The 23730-nt window shown below is 67.4% G+C and carries 15 protein-coding genes; 9 read left to right on the top strand and 6 right to left on the bottom strand.

The genetic code is table 11. The annotated features are described in order from the left end of the window. The first annotated feature begins 8 nt into the window (after positions 1-8). Complete coding sequence (gene hemL / locus ABRP34_RS06460) at positions 9-1340, top strand: glutamate-1-semialdehyde 2,1-aminomutase (RefSeq protein WP_353712633.1); 1332 nt, start codon at positions 9-11, stop codon at positions 1338-1340. A 113-nt stretch (positions 1341-1453) separates the two neighbouring features. On the opposite strand, the gene ABRP34_RS06455 is transcribed toward hemL, so the two are convergent. The 4 genes from ABRP34_RS06455 to ABRP34_RS06440 form a co-directional block, all read right to left on the bottom strand. Beyond that, complete coding sequence (locus ABRP34_RS06455; protein ID WP_003805063.1) at positions 1454-2191, bottom strand: amino acid ABC transporter ATP-binding protein; 738 nt, start codon at positions 2189-2191, stop codon at positions 1454-1456. Further along, entirely contained in the window at positions 2188-2952 is a 765-nt protein-coding gene (locus tag ABRP34_RS06450; protein ID WP_003805061.1) for an amino acid ABC transporter permease, read from the bottom strand. Before ABRP34_RS06450 ends, ABRP34_RS06455 begins: the two co-directional genes overlap by 4 nt. An 18-nt stretch (positions 2953-2970) precedes the next feature. After that, the gene (locus ABRP34_RS06445) at positions 2971-3921 is read right to left on the bottom strand and encodes an ABC transporter substrate-binding protein (protein ID WP_003805060.1); all 951 of its coding nucleotides are present in this window, start codon (positions 3919-3921) and stop codon (positions 2971-2973) included. Between the two features lie 285 nt (positions 3922-4206). Next, positions 4207-4917, bottom strand: coding sequence for a 3'-5' exonuclease (locus ABRP34_RS06440; RefSeq protein WP_353712632.1), 711 nt, complete (start codon positions 4915-4917; stop codon positions 4207-4209). Between the two features lie 129 nt (positions 4918-5046). Here ABRP34_RS06440 and ABRP34_RS06435 point away from each other — a divergent pair, with 129 nt between their 5' ends. The 3 genes from ABRP34_RS06435 (at position 5047) to ABRP34_RS06425 (ending at position 12349) form a co-directional block, all read left to right on the top strand. Further along, on the top strand, positions 5047-5463 hold the full coding sequence (locus ABRP34_RS06435) for an MGMT family protein (protein ID WP_003805056.1): 417 nt from the start codon (positions 5047-5049) through the stop codon (positions 5461-5463). A gap of 125 nt (positions 5464-5588) precedes the next feature. Beyond that, positions 5589-8879, top strand: coding sequence for an ATP-dependent DNA helicase (locus ABRP34_RS06430; RefSeq protein WP_353713319.1), 3291 nt, complete (start codon positions 5589-5591; stop codon positions 8877-8879). Beyond that, entirely contained in the window at positions 8876-12349 is a 3474-nt protein-coding gene (locus tag ABRP34_RS06425) for an ATP-dependent DNA helicase (RefSeq protein WP_353712631.1), read from the top strand. The genes ABRP34_RS06430 and ABRP34_RS06425 overlap by 4 nt, the downstream gene beginning before the upstream one ends. A 29-nt stretch (positions 12350-12378) precedes the next feature. Here ABRP34_RS06425 and ABRP34_RS06420 read toward each other — a convergent pair whose 3' ends face one another. After that, positions 12379-13692, bottom strand: coding sequence for a phosphotransferase (locus ABRP34_RS06420; protein ID WP_353712630.1), 1314 nt, complete (start codon positions 13690-13692; stop codon positions 12379-12381). A 164-nt stretch (positions 13693-13856) separates the two neighbouring features. Between ABRP34_RS06420 and nudC the strand changes: the two genes are divergently transcribed. From nudC to ABRP34_RS06405, 3 genes are all read left to right on the top strand, one after another. Then, positions 13857-14909 carry an NAD(+) diphosphatase gene (gene nudC / locus ABRP34_RS06415; protein ID WP_353712629.1) on the top strand — a complete coding sequence of 351 codons (1053 nt, stop codon included), beginning with the start codon at positions 13857-13859 and terminating at the stop codon, positions 14907-14909. A gap of 88 nt (positions 14910-14997) precedes the next feature. Further along, on the top strand, positions 14998-17130 hold the full coding sequence (locus ABRP34_RS06410) for an ATP-dependent DNA helicase UvrD2 (protein ID WP_353712628.1): 2133 nt from the start codon (positions 14998-15000) through the stop codon (positions 17128-17130). Beyond that, complete coding sequence (locus tag ABRP34_RS06405; protein WP_353712627.1) at positions 17130-17726, top strand: M48 family metallopeptidase; 597 nt, start codon at positions 17130-17132, stop codon at positions 17724-17726. The genes ABRP34_RS06410 and ABRP34_RS06405 overlap by 1 nt, the downstream gene beginning before the upstream one ends. A 56-nt stretch (positions 17727-17782) precedes the next feature. On the opposite strand, the gene ABRP34_RS06400 is transcribed toward ABRP34_RS06405, so the two are convergent. Beyond that, the gene (locus ABRP34_RS06400; protein ID WP_353712626.1) at positions 17783-19207 is read right to left on the bottom strand and encodes a zinc-dependent metalloprotease; all 1425 of its coding nucleotides are present in this window, start codon (positions 19205-19207) and stop codon (positions 17783-17785) included. Positions 19208-19431: 224 nt separating this feature from the next. Here ABRP34_RS06400 and ABRP34_RS06395 point away from each other — a divergent pair, with 224 nt between their 5' ends. Beyond that, entirely contained in the window at positions 19432-20592 is a 1161-nt protein-coding gene (locus ABRP34_RS06395; RefSeq protein WP_353712625.1) for a S16 family serine protease, read from the top strand. 125 nt (positions 20593-20717) lie between these two features. Beyond that, the gene (locus ABRP34_RS06390) at positions 20718-23699 is read left to right on the top strand and encodes a UPF0182 family protein (protein WP_083839688.1); all 2982 of its coding nucleotides are present in this window, start codon (positions 20718-20720) and stop codon (positions 23697-23699) included. Positions 23700-23730 lie beyond the last annotated feature (31 nt).

The following is a 23730-nucleotide window of genomic DNA, read 5'->3' as shown; positions in this document are numbered from 1 at the left end:
TGGGAACCATGACTTCCAGTACCCCTCGCAATGAGGAACTTTTCGACCGCGCCCGCCAGCTGATGCCCGGCGGCGTGAATTCCCCGGTCCGCGCCTTCGGCTCCGTCGGCGGCACGCCCCGCTTCATGGTCGCGGCCAAGGGCGCGTACCTGACCGACGCCGATGGCAAGGACTACGTGGACCTGGTCTGCTCCTGGGGCCCGGCCCTGCTGGGGCACGCCCACCCGGCCGTCCTGGACGCCGTGCACGCTGCCGTGGACCGCGGCCTTTCCTTCGGTGCCTCGACCCCCGACGAGGCCAACCTCGCGGCCATCGTCAAGGAACGCGTTTCCGCCGTCGAACGGCTGCGGATGGTTTCCACCGGCACGGAAGCCACCATGACGGCGATCCGGCTTGCCCGGGGCTTCACCGGCCGCAACCTGGTGATCAAGTTTGCCGGCTGCTACCACGGGCACCTCGACGGGCTGCTCGCGTCCGCCGGCTCCGGCGTTGCCACCCTGGCCCTCCCCGGCTCCGCAGGCGTCACGGCCGCCACCGCCGCCGAAACCCTGGTACTGCCGTACAACGACCTAGGCGCCGTTGAGGCAGCCTTCGCCGAGCACGGGCCCAACATCGCCGCCGTCATCACCGAGGCGGCGCCCGCCAACATGGGCGTGGTCACCCCCGGCGAAGGCTTCAATGCCGGCCTCTCCCGGATCACCGCAGCCCACGGCGCGCTGCTGATCGTCGACGAGGTCCTGACCGGCTTCCGCACCGGCTACTCGGGCTACTGGGGCCTCACCGGCGGCGCCGCCGACGCGACCGAGAAGTGGACCCCCGACCTTCTGACGTTCGGCAAAGTGATCGGCGGCGGCATGCCGACGGCGGCCCTCGGCGGACGGGCCGACGTCATGGATTACCTTGCGCCGCTCGGTCCCGTCTACCAGGCCGGCACGCTGTCCGGGAACCCGGTGGCCATGGCCGCCGGCGTCGCCACCCTGACGCACGCCACGCCCGAGGTGTATTCGTTTATCGACGCCCGCTCGCTGGAGCTTTCCGCTGCGCTGTCCTCGGCGCTGGACGCAGCCGGCGTGGACCACTCCATCCAGCGCGCCGGCAACCTGTTCTCGGTGGCCTTCGGCACGTCCGAACAGGGGGTCCACAACTACAGCGACGCACTGAAGCAGGAGTCGTTCCGCTACGCGCCTTTCTTCCACTCCATGCTGGATTCGGGCGTCTACCTGCCGCCGTCCGTCTTCGAGGCCTGGTTCCTGTCCGCGGCGCACGACGACACCGCCATGAACCGGATCTTCGAGGCACTGCCTGCCGCAGCGAAGGCGGCCGCCGCAGCGAAGGCCTAACCCGCCGTCGATGCCGCCCGCCGTCGGGCTTGCCTTCCAACAAAAAAACTCTGGCACCCGCCGCGGCGGGTGCCAGAGTTTTTTGCAGTTGGTGATCCGGCCCAGGCGTCTGCCTAGAGGACGTCCGAGAGGAAGCCCTGCAGCCGCTCCGTCTGCGGGTTTTCAAAGACCTGTCCGGGCGGGCCCGACTCCACCACCACACCGCCGTCCATGAAGGTCACGGTGTCCGAGACGTTGCGTGAGAAGCCCATTTCGTGGGTCACCACCACCATGGTCATGCCGCCCTTCGCGAGGTCCGCCATGAGGGCCAGGACCCCCTTGACCAGCTCGGGGTCGAGGGCCGAGGTGGCCTCGTCGAAGAACATGACCTCAGGTTTCATGGCAAGGGCGCGCGCGATGGCCACCCGCTGCTGCTGACCGCCCGAGAGGGTGGCAGGGCGGACATCGGCCTTGTGCCTGAGCCCGACGAGGTCGAGCTGCTCGAGGGCTTCCTCGCGTGCCTGCTCCTTGGGCAGTTTCCGCAGCTTGCGCAGGGCGAACGCGACGTTCTCTCCCACGCTCTTGTGCGGGAACAGGTTGAACTGCTGGAAAACCATGCCGATCCGGCGCCGCAGCTCATCCGGGTTGTCCTTCAGGACTGACTTGCCGTCCAGGAGGATGTCCCCGGCATCCGGTTCGATCAGGCGGTTCATCACGCGCAGAAGGGTCGACTTTCCGGAGCCGGACGGGCCGATCACCGAGGCAGTGGTGCCGGCCGGGACGCTCAGGTCGATGCCGCGGAGGACCTTGTTGTGCCCGAAGGCGAGATGGACGTTTTTCGCTTCGAGAGAGCCTGAGGTGAACTGGCTCATGCGTGGGCTCCCTTCCCGACGACGGCGGCAGCCTCGTCAGGTTCTTTCTTTTCCGGTTTGCCGGTGCGCAGCCGAGCGTCGATCCAGTTGACGAAGTGGGTCAGCGGAACGGTCATCGCGAGATAGAACACGGCGGCCGCCACGTAGCCGGACAGGTTGCCGCTGCGGGCGGCGGCGTCCTGGCCGATCTGGAACAGCTCCCGCTCGGAGGCCAGGAGCCCCAGGGTGAAGACCAGCGACGATTCCTTGATCAGCGCGATGAACTGGTTCACCAGCGCCGGGAGCACGCGCCGGATGCCCTGCGGCACGACGACCATGCGCAGCGAGGGGCCGTAGCCGAAGCCCAAGGCGCGGGCGGCCTCGAGCTGGCCCTTGTCGACGCTCTGGATGCCGGAACGGAAGATCTCCCCGATGTAGGCGCTGGACATGAGCGAGAGCGCGGCGATGCCCATGGGGTAAGGGCTGGCGATGCCCGTCAGCTCGCGGAAGATGGGTCCGAAGCCGAGCCCGATGACGAGGATGGTGAGAACCGCCGGGAGTCCACGGAACACGTCCGTGTACACCCGGGCGGCCCACCGCGCCACAGGATTGCGCGAGATGCCCATGAGGGCCAGCACCATGCCGACCACGCAGCCGATGATGCCCGAGACGATTGCGAGGACGAGGGTGTTGGGCAGACCGACCGAGAACATGGCCGGGAGTACCTCGGCGATGGCCTTCCAGTCGAGGAAGGTCTCGGCGAGCCTGTTCAGATAATCCATGTGGCGCCTGTCAGTCGGTTACTTCGTGGGGACCTGGACGGCCTTGCTGCCCGGCTTCCAGCCCTCAGGAGTCTGTTCCTTGATGGTCGGGCGGTCCGTGTACCACTGGGTGGTGAGCTTGGTCCACGTGCCGTCGGCGATTACGGCGTCAAGCGCCGAGTTGAGCGCGTCAGTGAGGGGCTGGTTGTCCTTGGCCACTGCGTACGCCGTGAAGTTCTGGGTGTTGACCTTCTTCTCGGCGATCTTCGTGCCGTCGCCCGACTTGACCTGGCCCTCGGCCTGCTGGGAAGGGGCAACCCAGGCGTCGATCTGGCCGCTCTTCACGTTCGCGTAGACCGTGTTGTAGTCCGGGAAACGGACCGGCTCGAGCTTCAGCGTGTTCGTGACGAAGTCGTCCTGGACGGTGCCCTGGACGACGCCGATGCGTACGCCCTGCTTCAGGTCGTCGAAGGACTTCACCTTCGCGTCATCCTTGGTCACGATCGCCATGTAGCCGAAGTCGTAGCCGTTGGTGAAGGCCACGGTCTCGCGGCGGGCGTCCGTGGTGGAAATGGAGGAAGAGCCGACGTCGAACTGCTTGTTCTTCACCTGTGCCAGCAGTCCCTGGAACTTGGTCGACGCGAACTCCACCTTGAGGCCGAGCTTGGCCGCCATGGCCTTCAGGAGTTCGTTGTCGTACCCCGTGAAGTTTCCGTCCTTATCGATGAAGATGTTAGGCGGCGCATCGGAGAGGGTGCCGACCTTGAGGGTGCCGGGAGTGATCAGGCCAAGCTTGGACTTGTCGATCTTGTCCAGAGCGGTGACGTCCTTGGTGGTGTACTTGTCCAGCGTCTGCTGGTCGCTGCCGGCGAGGGCGTCGGTCGACGTGCCACTGGGAGCAGCGGTGCCTCCACCGCAGGCGGCCAGGGATACGGCCATGACTACGGCCACGGGAACCGTGGACAGCCACTTCAAGGCTTTGATTTTCATCACGCATCACTTTCATTGGGATAATCGGGGTCGGGCAGTCAAGCCGTCTGGGCCGAGATCCGGCCCCGCAGAGGGCGCGCCCGCAAAACTTAATTGTCTCACCTGCCGTTAATACGGCCGTTAGGTGACGTAATGAATGGGTTTCGGCCCATTTCGCCGAATATAATGCAGATTTTTATTAGCAGGTCAGCCGATAGCAATGACAGAAGTTGCTGTCACAGAATCAGTAAGGCATGGCACGGCGCTGGCGGTACGAGCCAGTTTTTGTGAGTTGCGTCGCACCGGTCAGAAGCCGCCGCGGCTCGCATCCTCCGGAGGCAGCACGGGCCAGTCACCCTCGATGACGGCGGCGGGCTTGGTCTTGCGGAGGTACTGCTGGAAGTCGGCGGCCTGGCTGACGGCCCAGTCCACCTGAAGCTGATGCAGCTGGCTGGCCGGCATGCTCAGTTTGGGGAATTTTCCGGCCATGGCATCGAGCATGCGCAACGTTGCCAGTGCATCCGCGGCCGATGTGTGGGCGTTTTCGAGCTCCACACCGTACTCCTCGCACAGGGCGGTCAGCGTCCTCTTGCCCTTGCGGTACCTGTCCACCTGCTTGTTCATGATGTAGGGGTCCAGAACGGGGAACCGGCTCAGCTGCGGCACGCCGTAGCGGGCCGACTCGGCGGCCAGGACGGTGAAGTCGTAGCTGGCGTTGAATGCGATCACCGGAACGCCGTCGTCGAAAAGCCCCTGGAGCACGGCGGCCACTTCCCTGGTGACCTCGGCCGCAGGCCGGCCGTGGCTGCGGGCGTGTTCGGTGGTGATCCCGTGGACATCGCTGGCCTCCGCCGGAATCTCAACCCCCGGATCGGCCAGCCACTCGTGTTCGCGGATCACGTTGCCGGAGCTGTCCACCACGGTGACAGAAGCCGTCACGATCCGGGCGGCACGGGAGTTGCGGCCCGTGGTTTCGAGGTCGAAGGCGGCCCGGGGGAGAGTGTTCCAAGTGCTCATGGCTCCAAATTACCCGGAGCCACCGACAGTAATGGTGCTTGCCCTGCGCGTGTCCGGCATGGTGTGGGAAGACGCACACGGCGCCCGTCCTGACCGCTGGTGATGCGTGCCGGCCGATAGTCTGAAGGTATGCGGGCGGAGTATGTGGAGGCGGTTTTGGCGGTGGTTGACCTCATCCCGGCCGGCTCGGCAGTGGCTTATGGCGACGTCGCTGAGCTCCTTGGCACCGGAGGACCGCGGCAGGTGGGATCCGTGCTGAGCCATTACGGCAGCGGCGTCCCATGGTGGCGGGTGCTGCGGGCCAGCGGACTGGCCCCCGACGGCCATGAGTCCCAGGCCCTCGAGTTCTACCTGCAGGAGGGCACGCCCCTGCGCGGGGACTATCGCGGGTTTGCGAGGACGGGCGAGGGACGGTGGCGGGTGGATCTGACCGCCGCGCGGTGGGCGCCGTCCGACGCCGATTTTGACGCCTTGGACGGGATCGCCGAGCGGCTGGAAGCGTCGCTGCGCAAATTGTCAGTGCCGGATGATGGAATGTCCGTGTGACCGCAACAGTCGACCAGACCTCCGCCTATCCCGCATCCGCACTCACTTCGGAACGGGACCACGAAGGCTCAGTCTCCGCCGCCCCCTTCCCCTCCACAGGTCTTCGTTTGCTGCCCCCTCGGCAGGTGCACTCCCGCGTTCCAGTGCTCACTGCGGACCAGCTGGCCGCCGTCGAAGTGCCCGGGGGAACCGGCCCCGTACTGGTCCCCGGAGCGCCCGGAACCGGAAAATCCACCGTGCTCATCGAGGCGGCAATCCGCCGGGTGGAGACGGAAGGGGTGGACCCCGAACGAATCCTCATCCTCGCGCCGGGACGGCTTGCCGCGGACACCCTCCGGGACCGCTTTACCGCCCGGCTGAACCGCAGCCTGAGCACCACGCCGGCCCGCACCTGGGCCGCGTATGCCTTCGACCTCATCCGCCGCGCCAGGGCGGAAGGGCTCCTGCCGCTGTCGAAGGCCCCGAGGCTCCTGTCAGGCCCCGAGCAGGACCTCATCATCAAGGAACTGCTGGAGGGCCACGCCCTGCCGGGCCTCGGGCTGCCCTGGCCCGATGACCTCACGGCAGCCCTGCCCACGCGCGGGTTCCGGCACGAGGTCCGCCAGCTCTTTGACCGCATTACCGAGACGGGCCGCACCGCCGAGGACCTCGCGGGCCTGGGCCACGCCTGCGGACGGCCGGACTGGATTGCCGCTGCGGCACTGTACGCCGAGTACCGCGATGTCCTCGACCTGCGCATGCCGGAGGCGTTCGACCCCGCGGGCATCATCACCGCCGCCCGCCAGCTCTTTCAGGATTTCCCCGGCTTCCTGGCGGCGGAACGCGACCGTCTCCAGCTGATTCTTGTGGACGACATCCAGGAGGCCAACCCCGCCGTCTTCGAACTCCTGGCCGATGTGGCCGCCGGCAAGGATGTCTACGTGACGTCCGCGCCGGACACGGTGGTGCAGGGGTTCCGCGGGGCCCGGCCGGACCTCGTGGCCGAGCTCCCTGGCCTGCTGGGCGGCGAGGAACGGGCGGTCGTTGAGAAGCCGCTGTTCCATGCCCACCGCCACCAGCCGGCGGTGGCCCACGCCTGGCTGGGGGTCGCGGATAGGATCTCCCTCCGGTCCGGCGGCCAGCTCGCCCGCCGTCTGGACCCGGTTGGCTCCGTTCCTGCTGAAGCCGGGGGGTCCGCTGACACGTCTTCGGGTGACTGTACCACCGGTGACACGGTTTCGGGCGACACAGCCCAGCCGGCAGGCGGCACCGTGGAAGCGCACCTTCTGCCGTCGGCCGTGCATGAGTTGCGGTACGTCGCCCAAAGGATCCTCGAAGCGCACCTGAGGGACGGGCGGGCGCTCGAAGACATCGCCGTCATTGTCCGGAACGGCGGCCAGCTGAGCCAGCTGCAGCGCTACCTCGCCGGCCAGGGAATCCCGGTGCGGATTCCGGTGGCCGAAGCCGCCGTGCGCGATGAGGTGGCAGTCCGTCCGCTGCTCGACGCCTACGCGGTGGCCCTTGACCCCGCGGTCCTCACGCCGGAATCGGCGGTGTCGCTGCTGACATCCAGGGTCGGCGGTGCGACGTCCCTGGAACTGCGCCGCCTCCGCCAGTCGCTCCGGCGGGAGGAGCTGCTGGGCGGCGGCGGACGGTCCAGCGACTCCCTGCTCGTGGAGGCGCTGCTTGAGCCCGGCGCGCTCGGCTCCCTGGGGATCGAGGGCCGGTCGGCGCGAAGGGTCGCGCGGATGATCCAGGCCGGGCGGAAGGCCGTCGCTGAACCCGGCGCCAACGCCGAGACAGTGCTGTGGGCGCTCTGGCACTCCACCGGGCTCGCGGCGGCATGGACGTCCGCTGCCCTGGCTGGCGGACTCGTCGGAGCGCGGGCGGACCGGGACCTGGACGCCATGATGGCGCTGTTCCACACAGCCGAGCGCTATGTGGACCAGATGCCCGGTTCCGGTCCGGAACAGTTCCTCGAATACCTGCTGAACCAGGAACTGCCCATGGACACCCTGGCGGCGCGGGCCCAGGTAGACGATGCCGTGGAACTGATGACTCCCGCCAGCGCCGCCGGCCGGGAATGGCCGTTCGTCATCGTCGCCGGCCTGCAGGAAGGCGTCTGGCCCAACACCCGCCTCCGCGGCGAGCTCCTGGGCAGCACATTGTTCGCGGACGCCGTCGAGCACGGCGTGGAGTATGCGCTCCAGCTTGGCCCGCTGAGCCGGCTGCGGGAAATCCGCTACGACGAACTCCGCAGCTTTTCCACGGCGGTGTCCCGGGCCAAAGACGTGCTGCTGTGCACCGCCGTGTCGTCGGAGGACGAACAGCCGTCGTCCTTTCTGGACTACGTCGCGCCGCTGCTGCCAGGGGAGGAGGGTCGGGGCTATACCCCCGTGGAAAGGCCCCTGACGCTGCGTGCACTGGTGGCCGAACTCCGCCAGTACGCCCAGCTGGACGGCAGGCTGGCCGCCGAGGCCGGCGAAGCCGTGCGTGTCCTGGCCCGCCTTGCCACGGCCGAGGCGCCTGTTCCCGGAGCCCATCCGGACACCTGGTGGGGACTGGCCCCGCTGACGTCCGTGGACAGGGTAGTCCCGCCGGGCGGCACGGTCTTCGTTTCGCCGTCCAAGGTGGAGTCGGTGCAGAAATCCCCGCTGGACTGGTTCATCCAGGCCGCGGGCGGCGAAGCGGCCACGGACTTCGCCCGCAGCCTGGGCACCCTGGTGCACGCCATCGCCCAGGACCTCCCCGATGCCAGCGGAACTGAATACCTCGCCGAACTTGTCCGGCGTTGGCCGTCCCTGGGCATGAAGGACAACTGGGAAGGCAAGCTGGACTTCCGCAGGGCAGAAGCCATGGTCCGGAAGCTGGCGCAGTACATCCTGGTCATGCGCAGCGAGGGCCGGCGCCTGGCCGGGGTCGAGCAGGACTTCGAGGTAACCCTGCCCGAACCCGGTGCTGTTCCCCGAGCAGATGTTCCCACCGATGAGGGTCCCCGGTCGGCCGTCCTGCGCGGGCAGGTGGACCGGCTGGAGATCGACGCCGAGGGGCGGCTGGTGATCGTGGACCTCAAGACGGGCAAACGGCAGCCGGGCAAGGCCGAACTGGGCAGGCACCCGCAGTTGGGCGCCTATCAGGCGGCCGTGCTGGCCGGCGGCTTCGGCGACTCCGAGGCTGCCGGCGCCGAGCCCCGGCCAGGCGGTGCCGTGCTGGCCCAGCTGGGCACAACCACCAAGAGCCCGGGCATCCAGCACCAGGACCCGCTGGACCCGGGCGACAACTGGGCGATGGAAATGGTGAACGACGCCGCCGCGGTGATGTCCGGCCACGAATTCGAGGCAAGGCACGATCCCGCCAAGGCCGGTTTCGGTGGCGTCGGCTGCCGGCTGCCGGAGGTATGTCCGCTGTGTGCGCGGGGAAAGCAGGTTACCGAATGAGCCGGATGGCGGAGCTGCCCGAGCCCAGGTTCAGTCCCGAAGAGCTGTCCGTCCTGCTGGGGGAGAAGAACCTGCCGACGGCGGAACAGTCGGCCATCATTTCCTCGCCGCTGGCGCCCCGGCTGGTCATCGCCGGCGCGGGCTCGGGCAAGACCGCCACCATGGCCGACCGCGTCGTCTGGCTGGTCGCGAACGGCTGGGTCAAGCCGGAGGAAGTCCTCGGTGTCACGTTCACCAGAAAGGCCGCCGGCGAACTGGCCAGCCGCATCCGCGCCAAACTCAGTGCGCTGCAGCGGACGGCCGGCGGTGACGCCGGCGGCGCCGTGGCAGGGGCGCTGCTCAGCGCGGACGCCCTGGAGCCGAAGGTTTCCACCTACCACTCGTTTGCCAGCGGCATCGTCTCCGACTACGGGCTGCGGCTCGGGATCGAGCGGGATGTCGTGCTGCTGGGCGGCGCCCAGGCCTGGCAGTTGGCCAGTGAGGTGGTTGAGGCCTTCGACGGCGAGTATTCCCATTTCAGGGTCGCCAAGTCCACCCTCGTTAAAGCCGTCATCCAGCTCGCGGGGGAGTGCGCGGAGCACCTCCAGGAACCGGACGGTGTGCAGGGCTGGCTGATGCAGCGGCTCGCCGAGTTCGAGGCGCTGCCGTATGTGGCCGGGGCCAAGAAGAACCCCAGCCAGGCCGCCGGCGAACTCGGAGCCATGCTGCGGACACGGGCCAGCGTGGCGGAGCTCGTGGGACGGTACGCGGAAGCCAAGAGGGCGCGCGGGGCGCTGGACTTCGGCGACCTCGTGGCGCTCGCGGCCCGCGTGGCCCGCGAGGTGCCCCTGGCCGCCGAGATGGAACGGCAGCGCTACAAGGTGGTGCTGCTGGACGAATTCCAGGACACCTCACACGCCCAGCTGGTGCTGTTCTCCAGGCTCTTCGGGGATGGCCACGCCGTCACCGCCGTCGGTGATCCGAACCAGTCCATCTACGGCTTCCGCGGGGCATCCGCCGGACAGCTGTTCCACTTTGTCAATGAGTTTCCGGTCTGCGTCGAGGACGGCCAGACAGGGACGGCGTCCCGGCGTCCTGCCCCTGTTTCGTACCTGACCACCGCCTGGCGGAACGGCCGCAACATCCTTGCCGCCGCCAACCTTATTGCGGCTCCGCTCAGCGCCGCCGCGGCGCAGGCCGGACCCGCCGGGCAGCCGTCTTCCAGCGCGAACGTGGAGGTGCCCGCGCTGCGGCCGAGCCCGGCCGCGGTGCAGGGCCGCGTGGTGATGGGTCGTTTTGCCACGGATGAAGATGAAGCAGCGGCGATCGCCAAGGATCTCCTGAAGTTCCGGGCCACGGATTTCGACGGTTCTTCCCAGGAACCGCGCGTCCAGCCTGCCATGGCCGTCCTGTGCCGCAGGCGCGCGCAGATGGAGTGCCTGCGCAGGGAGTTCGAGGCCACGGGAATCCCGTATGAAATTGTGGGCCTGGGAGGGCTGCTGGACACTCCCGAAATCGTGGATCTGGTCTCCACGCTGCGGGTCCTGGCCGATCCGGGCCGGTCGGATTCGCTGATGCGGCTACTGGCCGGCGCCCGGTGGAGGATTGGCCCCGCCGACCTCATGGCGTTCCGGGACTGGTCCGCGTTTCTGGCCAGGCGCCGCGGCATGGTTGATAACGGCCGCGACATGGTCGACAACGGCGGCGGGCTGGGTGTGAACGATCCGTCGGGTGGCGCGGACCAGGAAACCCCGGACGTCCTTATCGAGGGCGACATCACCGACGCCGCCAGCCTCGTCGAAGCCTTGGACTGGCTTCCCAAGGAGGGCTGGACGTCCGCGCACGGCCGCAGCCTGACCCCTCCTGCCCGCGAACGGCTGCAGCGGCTGGGCACCGAGCTGCGGCAGCTTCGGGCGCTGATGGGGGAGGACCTGACCACCCTGCTGGGCGAGGTGGAACGGGCCATGCTGCTGGACATCGAGGTTGCCGCGAGGCCCGGATTCAGCATTCACCAGGCGCGGCGGAACCTGGATGCGTTCCAGGATGCGGCCGCCGGGTTCGTGCAGACATCGCACCGGGTGGACGTCCTGGCCTTCCTTTCATGGCTGGAGGCGGCAGCATCTGAGGAGGGCGGCCTGGATGTGCCGCCCGCCGACGTCAACCACGAGGCCGTGCAGCTGCTGACTGTGCACGCCTCCAAGGGTCTCGAATGGGATGTCGTGTTCGTGCCGGGCCTGAACTCTGGCGCGTTCCCCAGCAGCCGTGACTCGAGGTGGAGCAGCGGTTCCGCGGCCCTGCCCTGGCCCCTCCGGGGCGACCGTGCCGATCTTCCGCAGTGGGATCTGGACCAGCCTGACCAGAAGGGGTGGCTGGACGCCGAGAAGGTGTTCAAGGGAGACGTTCAGGCCCACGGCGAGGCCGAGGAACGGAGGCTGGCCTACGTTGCCTACACCCGTGCCAAGCACGTGCTCTGGGTTTCCAGCGGAGCGTGGGTCGGCGGGCGCGGCGGGATGGCAGAGATGTCGCCGTTCCTTGCTGAGCTGGCGCCGCTGGCAGAACAGGGGACTGCGGAAATCCACCCTGGCTCCGTCGACGAGGAATCCCTGCCCCAGGAAAGTCCCCTGACCCGGGAGCTGGAGGTGGCTTCTTGGCCGTATGATCCGCTGGAAGGTCCTGTGGACCCCCGCAGCGGCAACCGGCTCCGGCTCGTACCGGGACGGCGGGCGGCCATGGACCGTGCAGCGGAACGGCTGCTCACCGAGATCGCCGCTGTCGAAGCCGGTGCCCCGGGGCTCCCGGAGGGCACGGGGCTCCGTGCCCAGGCTGCGGGCTGGGAACGCGAAGCTGCCCTCCTTCTCGAACGCCGTGCCAGGCGGGCCCGCAGCCGCGACGTGCATCTGCCCGGGCATATCTCAGCGTCCACGCTGGTGGACCTGGGGGAGGACGCCGAGGCTGTGGTCCAGCGGCTCAGGAGACCTGTTCCGCGCGAACCGGGCATGTCGGCGCGCAAGGGCACCGCCTTCCATGCCTGGGTGGAAGAGTACTTCGGAACGGCAGGAATGCTGGATCTCGGCGAAGCGCCCGGCTCTGATAACCACATTGATGAGGCGTACGGCCTTGACGACATGGTGGCTACCTTCAAGGACTCCCGGTGGGCGCACAGATCGCCTGCTTATGTGGAGGTCCCCGTGGAGACCCGGATCGGCGACGTCGTCGTCCGTGGCCGCATCGACGCGGTGTTCCGGGACGCCGACGGCGGCTGGGACCTCGTGGACTGGAAGACCGGCCGGCGGCCGTCCGCGGGGCAGCTGAAGACCAAGAGCGTCCAACTGGCTGTCTACCGGCTGGCCTGGGCCCGGCTCAAGGGCGTGCCGCTGGACGAGGTCCGGGCTGCCTTTTTCTACGTAGCGGACAACCACGTCGTGCGCCCCCACGATCTGGCGTCAGGCGCCGAACTGGAAGGGATCGTGGCCGCCGCCCTCGCGAACTAGGAAGCCCGCCCGCTGGCAAGACCTTCCGGTTAGGTCGTCTTGGCGTCGACCACCGTGAGGGCGACGGTGGACGTGTCGGCGCCTGAGGGCTTCGCGGCCGGGGCATCCTCCTGTTCCCTGTCCTGTGTCCCGTCCGCGCCGGCTTCGTCGGATGCGCCAGCGTCGTCCGCCGCGCCCTGCGGCGCGTCCTGCCCTGACGGCTGGTCTGCGTTCTCCCCGGAGTCCTCCGCGTCGGCCGGGATGGGCGCCACCTCGACCGGAAGGGGCTTCACGTCAACCGGGATTGGCATGACGTGCACGGCGGGCATGGCCTCGGAAATGTCGGTGGCTGCGGAGGCGTCAACGAGGCCGGGTGAAGCCGGTGCCTGGCCGGTTGGCGGGGAGTCGGGCTGGGCCGGCGGCAGCGGTTCCACGCTGATGGGCTGGCCGCCATATTCGGCGATGTCGTCGGCCAGCGTGGAAAGCATGCCTTCGGCCTCGGCGATCATGTCGGCGTCGGCTGCTGCGATGCCCTTGACGAGGTACTGGGCCAGCGCAAACTCAGCCGATAGCGCGGCCCGGCGCAGCAGGTGGTTGTCCGGCGCGTCACGGCGCTTTGCGGTGTAGTGCTTGACCACGGAGTCGACGAATTCGTGCTCGTTGGATGCCACGAGCCAGGCGAGGTCGTCGGCGGGGTCGCCGATCCGCAGGTCGGTCCAGCCGGTGACGGCAGTGACGCGGTGGTCCTCGACCAGCAGGTTGTCCTCGTGCAGGTCACCATGCACCACGCAGGGGTTGAACCGCCACAGTGAGACGTCTTCCATGGCGTGCTCCCAGCGGCGGAGCAGGAGCGCCGGAATCTTGCCTGTGGTCGCGGCCTGGTCGAGTTCGTTGAGCCTGCGCTGGCGAAACTCGTTCGGCGTGTAACTGGGCAGGTCGGCGTTGCTCACCAGCGTCCGGGGCAGGTCGTGAATGGCCGCCAGCGCCGTTCCGATCTCCTTCGCCAGCTCCTGCGGACCGGCCGTCAGCTCTTCGACGGTGCGCGTGGCGCCATGCAGGTGGGAGTACACGAAGGTGGTCAGGTTCTGCTGCCGGACGGTGCCGGCCACGGTCGGCATGAGAAACGGCAGTTCGGCCCGGATGGCGGGCGCGAAGGCGCGCAGAACCAGGAACTCGGTCTCCAGCCTGGTGCTTGCTTCGGCGTGCCGGGGCGAGCGGACGCGCCAGCGCTTGCCTTCGGCATCAAGAAGGAGGGCCGAATCAAAGTCTGCCGGGTCATCCGGGGCAGAGCTCACAGCGGTCGGGCTCAGTCCGGGGACTGCCGCGGTGGCCACAGCTGCCAGTTCGATTGGTTCTCTTCTCACGCTTCCACGGTAGATTGAGCGGCGTCCAAGACAATGATGTGTCGCGGCGAGTCTTGAGATCCGCCCAAATATGGATGCCCCGGGGAAAGCGGAGACGCACGGTCCGGGCCTGCCGGTGCCCTCCCGAAATGTAAATTGTCACTGCGAGTCAGTACGGTGGATACATGAGTCATGCGGAGGCCGCTGCGCCGGTCGGTCAAGCGGCGGGCACCATGCCGGAACATCAGCTGCCGGTAGGCCAACTGCCTGCCAACCATCTCTTCGACACCGTGCTGCCGGTTCGGCCCGCAATGGTCAACAGGGGGTCGGTTGAACGGATGAGGCCCGGCCTCGTTCCGGACCTGCTGGCGGAGGGAACCGCCAAGGCGATGCTCCTGTCCGGCCGGCATGCGCTCGTCCACGGAGACGCGCTCGTCCTGGCAGAGGCCGGCCCGCTGCTGGACCGGCTCGAAAGATCGGCGTCCAGTCCGGCGCACATCATCTATCTCGGCGCGGCACTCGGCTCCGAGGACCTTCCCGCAGGAACCGGCGTCCTGCTTTTCATCCTGCCGGAACCGGTGGATCCCGCTCCGGCCGGTTTGCCCGCCGGAGCCACCTGGGAAGGCTTCCGGGACGTCGCCGCGCAACTGGATGCGACGCATACCGCACTGTTCGTTGAGGCCAGTGCCATTGCCAACTGGCATGCCACCCACACCCACTGTCCGCGGTGCGGCACCGTCACAAATGTGGAGGCCGGCGGATGGGTCCGGCGGTGCCCGGCTGACAACTCCGAGCACTACCCGCGCACAGACCCGGCCATTATCGTCACGGTGGTTGGCCCGGATGGCCGTGTCCTGCTGGGCGGCGGCGGTCCACTGGACGCAAAGAACTACTCCACACTAGCCGGATTCGTCGAGCCCGGGGAGTCCCTCGAACAGGCCGTGGTCCGGGAAATCCAGGAAGAGGTGGGCGTGCGGGTCAAATCGTGCCAGTACCTCGGCTCCCAGTCATGGCCGTTCCCGGCGTCCCTCATGCTCGGCTTTACAGCCGTCACCGACGACACAGAAGCAAAGCCCGACGGCGTCGAGGTCACCAGGGCTCGCTGGTTCAGCCGGGAGGAAGTCCAGGAGGCCGTACTGAGCGGCGAAATCGTCATCTCCACCAGGCTCTCCATCGCCAGGTCCCTCATTGAGCACTGGTACGGCGGCGTGATCCAGGACCGTCCGGCGGACGGCTGACCAGTTACGCCCGCGCGGCACCACACCTCCCGTCGACGTCTCCATGGCGGAGCGGCCCATCCATCCCCATAAAAGCAAGCAGCAAGAAGTGACGACAGAAATTCCTGATGGCAATGCCTCCCTGGAGGACCGGATCCTTGGCGGACTCGACGCGGAGCAGCGGGAAGTGGCCACCACCCTGACCGGCCCGCTCTGCGTGCTCGCCGGAGCCGGCACCGGCAAGACCCGTGCCATCACCCACAGGATCGCCTACGGCGTTCACTCGGGGGTGTACAGCCCGCAGCGGCTGCTGGCGGTCACGTTCACGGCGCGCGCGGCAGCGGAAATGCGCAGCCGGCTCCGCGACCTCGGAGTCGGAAACGTGCAGGCCAGAACGTTCCATGCGGCCGCGTTGCGGCAGCTGCAGTTTTTCTGGCCGCAGGCGGTGGGCGGGGCGCTGCCCAACCTGCTGGACCACAAGGCGCAGATGATCGCCGAGGCCGCCCGCCGGCTTCGGCTGACCACAGACCGTGCCTCCATCCGGGACCTGGCGTCCGAAATCGAGTGGGCCAAGGTGTCCATGCTCACCCCCGCCAACTACCTGGAAAACGCGCAGGACAGGGGCGCGCCGGGAGGCTTTGACCTCACAGCCGTGGCCCGGGTGTTCCAGGCCTACGAGGACGTCAAAACTGACCGCAACGTCATCGACTTCGAGGACGTCCTCCTGATTACGGTGGGCATCCTGCAGGAAGACCCGAAGGTGGCAGCGACCGTCCGGGAGCAGTACCGGCACTTCGTGGTGGACGAATACCAGGACGTTTCCCCGCTGCAGCAGCGGCTCCTGGAACTGTGGCTTGGCGGCCGCAACGAGCTGTGCGTCGTGGGTGACGCCAGCCAGACCATCTACTCGTTCACGGGAGCGTCCCCGAAGCACCTCCTCGGATTCAAGGCCCAGTACCCGGACGCGAACGTGGTCAAGCTGGTCCGGGACTACCGGTCCACTCCGCAGGTGGTCAAGCTGGCCAACGATCTGCTGGCCTCACGGCGGAGCGGCGGTCCGGCGGCAGACGCCGCGTGGGCCGCGCCCCTGAAGCTGGTGGCCCAGCGGACCCCGGGACCCCAGCCGCAATTCACCGAATGCACTGACGACGAAGCCGAGGCTGCAACGGTCGCGGGCAAGATCCGCGCCCTCCTCGACGACGGTGTGCCGGCGAGTGAGATCGCCGTCCTGTTCCGCACCAACGGCCAGTCAGAAGCCTATGAGCAGGCTCTGGCGTCCGCCGGGATCGGCTACCAGCTGCGCGGCGGCGAGCGGTTCTTTGCCCGGAAGGAGGTCCGTGACGCGATCCTCCAACTCCGGGCAGCCACCCGTGCCGTTTCCGAGTCCGAGCCCCAGCCGCTCGGGCAGCTGGTGCGCGACATCGTGGCGTCACTTGGCTACACGGACACCGCCCCGCACAGTGGCGGCGCCCTGCGGGAACGCTGGGAATCCCTTGCCGCGCTGGTGGCCCTGGCGGACGAGTTGGCGCAGAACCGGGGGCCGCAGTTCGGCCTGGCTGACTTCGTCAACGAGCTTCAGGAGCGCTCTGTTGCCCAGCATGCCCCGACCGTCCAGGGGGTCACGCTGGCGTCCCTGCACGCGGCGAAGGGCCTTGAATGGGACGCAGTATTCCTCGTGGGGATGAGCGAAGGCCTCATGCCCATCTCCTTTGCAGATACTCCCGCCGCGGTGGACGAGGAACGCCGGCTGCTCTACGTGGGCATTACCCGCGCCCGTGAGCACCTGTCCCTCTCCTGGTCCACCGCCCGGACTCCCGGCGGCCGCGCCAACCGGAAGCCGTCCCGCTTCCTCGACGGGCTGCGCCCGGACTCGGTGGCAAGCTCTGCCGCCCGGGGGAGGGGAGCAGCGCCGCGCCGCAAGGCGGCCGCCCCCGCATCCTGCCGTGTCTGCGGCAGCATGCTGGCCAGCGGGGCCGAGCGGAAGGTGGGGCGCTGCAGCCAGTGCCCGCCCAGCTATGAAGAGCAGACGTTCAACGCCCTCCGTGAGTGGAGGAAGGATGTGGCACAGTCCGCCGACGTCCCGGCCTTCGTGGTTTTCACCGACGCAACCCTCACCGCCATCGCCGAGGCCCGGCCGTCCTCCCTTGAGGAACTGGCCAAGCTTGCCGGCGTTGGCCCGTCCAAACTGGAGCGGTACGGCGAAGCAGTCCTCGCGGTGCTGACGGAAAGCAGCACCTTCTGATGCCAGGAAAACAAGAGACCCCCACGCCCCTGACCACCCACGACGGGGCGCCGGTACAGGTCCGCCGCTCCGCGCGGCGCCGCCGTACAGTCGCGGCCTTCTGGGAGAACGGTACCGCCGTCGTCGCAATCCCCGCCCACTTCAGCAGGGCGCAGGAAGCGGACTGGGTTCACCGGATGCTGGAGAAGCTCCGGACCCAGGGGGAGAAGCGTTCCAGCGGTGCGGGGCGCCGGCCTTCCTCGGACGCGGCGCTGGCCGCACACGCTGCGGAGCTTTCGGCCAGGTACCTCGGCGGCAGGTCGGCCCCGACGTCGGTCCGGTGGGTCAGCAACCAAAACTCCCGCTGGGGCTCGGCCACCCCTTCGGACGGGTCCATCCGGCTGTCAGACAAGCTCCGGCCCATGCCGCAGTGGGTCATCGACTATGTGCTGCTGCATGAACTGGCGCACCTGCTGGTGGCCGGGCATAACGCGGCGTTCTGGAAACTGCTGGAGGCCTACCCCGAAACGGAACGTGCCAAGGCTTTCCTGGAGGGCGTGTCGTTTGCCACGTCGCGCGGTCTGGCGCCCGGCGAAGCAGAGGAACCGGCTCTTTAAAGACCGCCGGTTGAGCTTCGAAACTTGGGCTTCCCCCGCTCAACCAGCGGGTCCGGCTAGCTCTTCGGAGCGTCGCCCTCGTCGCCGTCGTCATTCTTTTCGCCGTCGGCCTTATCGCCTTCGGTGTCGGCCGGGCTGTCAAAACCGCCGTTCAACAGCTTCTGGAGGGCGTCGTCCACTTCGCTGTCACTGGCCTCGGCGAGCTTGCGGCGTTCGCTGAACCCCTTGGGATCGTCAAGATCCTCGGCCGTGGGGAGCAGGTCCGGATGCTTCCAGATGGCGTCGCGGCCCTCGATGCCGCGCTCGGCTTTGAGCGATGCCCACAGTGTGGCGGCTTCGCGGAGGCGGCGGGGCCGCAGCTCCAGCCCGACGAGGGACGCGAACGCATGTTCCGCAGGGCCGCCAGTGGCGCGGCGGCGGCGGACCGTTTCGCGCAGCGCTGCAGCCGAGGGAAGAACCTTTTCCGTGGCCGCAGCGGTGAGCTCGTCCACCCAGCCCTCGACGAGCGCCAGCGCGGTCTCCAGCTTCTGCAGTGCCTGGTCCTGTTCCGGCGTGCGCTGCGGCATGAAGACGCCCTGCGACAGGGCTTCCTGGATACCCTCCGGGTTGCTCGGGTCAAGGTCCCGGGCGAGCTCCTCGATCCGCGACGTGTCGATGTGAATGCCGCGGGCGTAGGCCTCAATGGCGCCCAGCAGGTGCCCGCGAAGCCACGGAACCTGGACGAACAGACGGGCGTGTGCCGCCTCGCGGACGGCAAGGAAGAGCCGGATGTCGTTTTCGGGCAGGCTGAGCCCCTCGCCGAACTTGGCCACGTTGCCGGGAAGCAGCGCCATCTCCAGGTCGGCCAGCGGAACGCCGATGTCCGTGGAGCTAACCACGTCGGTGGAGAGTGCTCCGATGGCCTGGCCCAGCTGCATGCCGAAGATGGCGCCGCCAACGTTCTGCAGCATGGACGAGGCGCCGCCCATCATGGACTTCATCTCCTCCGGCATCTGCTCCGTCATGGCGGTGGAGAGGGCGTTGGCCACGCTGTTGGCCACGGGCTCCGTCAGCCGCTTCCAGGTGCCGAGTGTTTCCTCGACCCATTCGGCGCGGGACCAGGCCTTGCCGATGAGGCCGGTAGCGGGCAGGTCCGTGACCTGGTCCAGCCAGAGCTCTGCAAGCCGCAGCGCCTCGTCCACTTCGCGGGACTGTGCGGACGTTACGGAGGGGTCGGAGCTGCCGGCGGCCACCCGGCGGGCGTTGTCGTGGGCGAGTTTCCAGTTGACGGGGCCTTCCGAAGGCGCGCTCATCATGGCCTGCACCTGGGAGAACATCTGGGCCAGCAGGTTGGGATCGTTGGGCAGCCCGGCGGCTTTGGCCAGTTCGGCGGGGTCGATGTCACCCAGGCCCTTGCCGCCCATGAGGTTCTGCAGCATCTCCGCCAGCGGATCCTTTGGATTTTCGTCGCCGTTGGACGGATTGAGTGGATTGGAGGTCATGATCCCGCCGATCGTCGGTGTGTGACTATTAATCAACTTTCACGCTACCCCTGTGCGGGAGCGGCTGTCTGCCGAAAGCAGGGACGTTCGCTGTAGGCAAAGAGCTAACGCCAGGCCGGGACGCGTAGTGTTAGAAGCCGGAACGTATGTAGGCTGCGCCCGGCCGTCCGCCGGGCTGCGGCCGCGGTGCAGCGCTGAACGACGCGGTGCGGAGAGGTCCTTCAGTGACGATTACCAAGGGCGGCCAGCCCGCAGAGGAGTCCCCGGCGCCCGCCGCCGGTGGCGGGAATCCCGATGGAACTGAGGATTCCCGACGGTCCCGGCGCGCCCGGGGGAGGGATCCCCGCATCTCCGCGATGGCACTGTCCGGGCTTCTTGCGCTCGGGCTGGGCGTGACGGCCGCGGTCCTGCCGGTCCCGTATGTGGTGGAATCGCCCGGGCCCACATTCAACACACTGGGCATGGAAAATACGAAGCCCGTGATCAGCGTTTCCGGCCGTGAGACATTCCCGGCCAAGGGAAACCTCGATCTCACCACTGTCTATGTCGACGGCGGTCCCAACGGTCCCGTCAGCGTCTTTGAGGCGTTCTCGGCGTGGCTTGACGACTCCAAGGCGGTGTACCCCGAGGAACTGATCTTCCCGACGGGCGTAACCAAGGAGGAATCGCAGCAGGAGAGTGCCGTGGCCATGGCCACGTCGCAGGAGAACGCTGTGGCGGCGGCCCTGAAGGGGCTCGAAATTCCTTACGAGCAGAAGCTTGAAGTGGCGGACCTGTCCGAGGGCTCGGCCGCGCAGGGCAAGCTGCAGAAGGGTGACGTCTTCACGTCCATCAACGCCAAAGCTGTCACGTCACTGGAGGTGATCCAGGAAGAACTCGCCGCCGGAAAGGGGAAGCCCGCCGTCGTCGTCGTAAGCCGGGACGGCAAGCAGATCACGGAAACCGTGACGCCGGCGAAGAACCCCTCCGGGCGGTACATCCTGGGCGTACTTCTGCAGTACCGCTTCACTTTCCCGTTCGACGTGAAAATTTCCCTGGACAAGGTGGGCGGCCCGAGTGCCGGGATGATGTTCGCCTTGGGCATCATGGACACCCTGACGCCCGGGGATCTCACCGGCGGAAAGCACATCGCGGGGACCGGCACCATCAGCCCCGACGGCGTGGTTGGCCCGATCGGCGGTATCGCGGTGAAGATGCACGGTGCCCGGGCTGACGGTGCCTCTATGTTCCTGGCCCCGGCGGCGAACTGCGCGGAGGTTGTGGGGCATGTTCCTGACGGGCTGCAGGTGGTCAAGGTGGAAAACCTGGACGAAGCAAAGTCCGCCGTGGAGCTGGCCGCCAAGGGTGCCGACACGTCGGGACTTCCGGGCTGCACCAACAACTAGACTAAATCGAGGAACTAAGGCTCCGGTCCGCTCGTGGCACTAATTGACAGCCGGTGCCGGCGCCATGCAGGCCCTCCACAACTTAAAATTAAAGAACAGCAACTAAAAAGCTATGAGGTACGAGTTTGTCCCGTCCTGCCAGCCCCACCCCGCCCGGAAAACTCCAGACAAGGCGCGGTGCTTTGACGCCCACGCTCATCGTCGTTGCGCTGGTTGTTGTCGGGTTCATCTTCTTCGCCAATGTGTGGACGGACGTCCTGTGGTACCAGCAGCTGGGCTACTTCCAGGTGTTCCTGACGGAGAACCTGGCGAGGATCGGCATTTTTGCCGCCGGCTTCCTCCTCATGTTCGCGGCCGTGTTTTATGCGATCCGCATCGCGTACCACGCCCGGCCGGTGTACGCGCCGGACTCCGAAATCCGGGATAACCTCAACCGCTACCAGGCGCAGCTGGAACCCGTCCGGCGGGTGGTCATGGTCGGGCTGCCCGTGCTGTTCGGGCTCTTCGCCGGCAGCGCCGCCTCCAGCCAGTGGCAGAAGGTCATGCTGTTCTTCAACCAGGAGTCCTTCGGCCAGAAGGATCCTGAGTTCGGGCTCGACATCGGCTTCTACCTGATGACGCTGCCGTTCCTGGGCTTCGTCACCGGGTTCCTGATCAGCGTGGCAATCGTGGCCGGCATTGCGGGCATTCTCACGCATTACCTCTACGGCAGCATCAGGATCATGGAGCGCGGCATCTTCACCAGCCGCGCCGCGCAGATCCACCTCGCCGTCACCGGCGCCTCATTCCTGATCCTGCTGGGCATCAACTTCTGGCTGGACCGCTACTCAGCACTGCAGAACAGCGGCGGCCGCTGGGCGGGCGCCCTGTACACCGACGTCAACGCCGTCATCCCCACGAAGGCGATCCTGGCCGTGGCGGCGGCCCTCGTCGCCATCCTCTTCATCGTCGCAGCCGTCATCGGCAAATGGCGGCTTCCGGTCATCGGTACGGCGATGCTGGTCATCACCTCCATCCTGGCCGGCGGTGTCTACCCGTGGGTCATCCAGCAGTTCCAGGTCCGCCCTTCCGAGCAGACCCTGGAACGGAAGTACATCGAGCGCAACATCGGCATGACGCGGGCAGCCTACGGCCTGGACCAGGTGAAGGTGGAGCGGTACAACGCCACCACCACCACCACGGCCGGCGCCCTTGCCCCGGACGCGCAGACCACAGCAAACATCCGGCTCCTGGATCCGAATCTCATCTCGGATGCCTTCTCACAGCTTGAACAGTTCCGCCCGTACTACCAGTTCCCCAAGGCGCTCAACGTCGACCGGTACATGGTGGACGGCAAGATGCAGGACACCGTCATCGCCGTGCGCGAGCTGAACCCGGACGGCCTGAGTGCCGACCAACAGTCCTGGCTGAACCGCCATGTCGTGTACACCCACGGCTACGGTGTTGTTGCCGCGAAGGGCAACAAGTTCACGGCCGACGGAAAGCCGGAGTTCCTGCAGTCCGGCATCCCGTCCACCGGCGTCCTCGGCAACGACAAGACCTACGAACCCCGGATCTACTTCGGTGAGGACTCCCCGGACTACTCGATCGTGGGCGCGCCGGAAGGCGCCTCGCCCCGCGAACAGGACCGTCCGGCCTCCAGGGAGGGCGGCGAGACACAGTACACGTTCACCGGAAACGGCGGCCCCAACGTCGGCAGCTTCTTCAACAAGGTCCTGTACTCGATCAAGTTCCAGTCCTCTGACCTGCTGCTGTCCGACGGCGTGAACGAAGCCTCCCAGATCCTGTACGAACGCAACCCGCGGGAACGCGTGCAGAAGGTGGCGCCGTACCTGACGGTCGATGGCAATGCTTACCCGGCCGTCGTTGACGGACGGGTCAAGTGGATCGTCGATGGCTATACCACCAGCCAGTACTACCCGTACTCGCAGCAGGAACAGCTTTCCGACGCCACTACGGATTCACAGACCACCGCGGGGCGCAACGTGGCGCTGCCCAACAGCTCCGTCAACTACATCCGCAACTCGGTTAAGGCCACTGTGGACGCGTACGACGGTTCCGTCACGCTCTACGCCTGGGATGACCAGGATCCGCTCCTGAAGGCCTGGCAGAAGGTGTTCCCTTCCACCCTGAAGCCCTACTCGGAGATGTCGGCCGCGGTCATGAGCCACGTCCGCTACCCGGAGGACCTGTTCAAGGTGCAGCGTGAGCTCCTTGGCCGCTACCACGTGACCGATCCCGTGAGCTTCTACAAGAACGACGACGCGTGGAGCGTTCCGAACGATCCCACCGTGTCCCAGGAAGTGAAGCAGCCTCCGTTCTACATGTCGCTGCAGATGCCGGACCAGAAGGCCCCCGCGTTCCAACTCACCTCCTCCTACATTCCGCAGGTGGTCAACAACAACGCCCGCAACGTCCTCTACGGGTTCCTCGCGGCCGATTCCGACGCGGGCTCCAAGAAGGGCGTGAAGGCGGAAAGCTACGGACAGCTGCGGCTCCTGCAGGTTCCGCCGGAAGCCCAGGTTCCCGGCCCCGGCCAGGCGCAGAACAAATTCAACTCGGACCCCACGGTCTCCCAAGCGCTGAACCTGTTGCGCCAGGGTGCCTCGGATGTGCTTAACGGCAACCTGCTGACGCTTCCTGCCGGCCGCGGAATGCTCTACATCCAGCCCGTGTACCTGCGGTCCACAGGCGAGACGTCCTACCCGACGCTGCAGCGCGTGCTCGTGGCGTTCGGTGACAAGATCGGCTTCGCTCCCACATTGGATGCGGCCCTGAACCAGCTGTTCGGCGGCCGGTCAGGGGCCCAGGCCGGAGACGCGACAAACGGCAAGACGCCGACGTCTCCGGGCACCACGCCGCCTTCAACGGGCTCGGCGGATGCCAGGGCGGCGCTGAAGGCGGCCCTGGACGAAGCCAACGCCGCGATCAAGGCGGGCCAGGAAGCGCTGGCGAAGGGCGACTTCGCGGCGTACGGCGACGAGCAGAAGAAACTGTCGGATGCGCTGAAGAAGGCGCTCGATGCCGAGGCGAGGATTGCCGGTACCGGAACGGCCAGCACCCCGACGTCGCCGTCAGCTACGCCTACCCCGTCCCCCAGCAGCTGACCGACAGCCGAGTGAGAAGAGGCCGGCCCTC

It is taken from the genome of Arthrobacter sp. K5, assembly GCF_040448525.1.
GTDB classification, from domain to species: Bacteria; Actinomycetota; Actinomycetes; order Actinomycetales; family Micrococcaceae; genus Arthrobacter; species Arthrobacter globiformis.
The sequence above is the reverse complement of the archived record's forward strand: the minus strand, read 5'-3'. Positions and strand labels throughout refer to the sequence as shown.

Coding starts and splice junctions, on each gene's coding strand:
- hemL (WP_353712633.1), top strand. CDS start 9: ATGACTTCCAGTACCCCTCGCAATGAGGAACTTTTCGACCGCGCCCGC.
- ABRP34_RS06455 (WP_003805063.1), bottom strand. CDS start 2,191: ATGAGCCAGTTCACCTCAGGCTCTCTCGAAGCGAAAAACGTCCATCTC.
- ABRP34_RS06450 (WP_003805061.1), bottom strand. CDS start 2,952: ATGGATTATCTGAACAGGCTCGCCGAGACCTTCCTCGACTGGAAGGCC.
- ABRP34_RS06445 (WP_003805060.1), bottom strand. CDS start 3,921: ATGAAAATCAAAGCCTTGAAGTGGCTGTCCACGGTTCCCGTGGCCGTA.
- ABRP34_RS06440 (WP_353712632.1), bottom strand. CDS start 4,917: ATGAGCACTTGGAACACTCTCCCCCGGGCCGCCTTCGACCTCGAAACC.
- ABRP34_RS06435 (WP_003805056.1), top strand. CDS start 5,047: ATGCGGGCGGAGTATGTGGAGGCGGTTTTGGCGGTGGTTGACCTCATC.
- ABRP34_RS06425 (WP_353712631.1), top strand. CDS start 8,876: ATGAGCCGGATGGCGGAGCTGCCCGAGCCCAGGTTCAGTCCCGAAGAG.
- nudC (WP_353712629.1), top strand. CDS start 13,857: ATGAGTCATGCGGAGGCCGCTGCGCCGGTCGGTCAAGCGGCGGGCACC.
- ABRP34_RS06405 (WP_353712627.1), top strand. CDS start 17,130: ATGCCAGGAAAACAAGAGACCCCCACGCCCCTGACCACCCACGACGGG.
- ABRP34_RS06400 (WP_353712626.1), bottom strand. CDS start 19,207: ATGACCTCCAATCCACTCAATCCGTCCAACGGCGACGAAAATCCAAAG.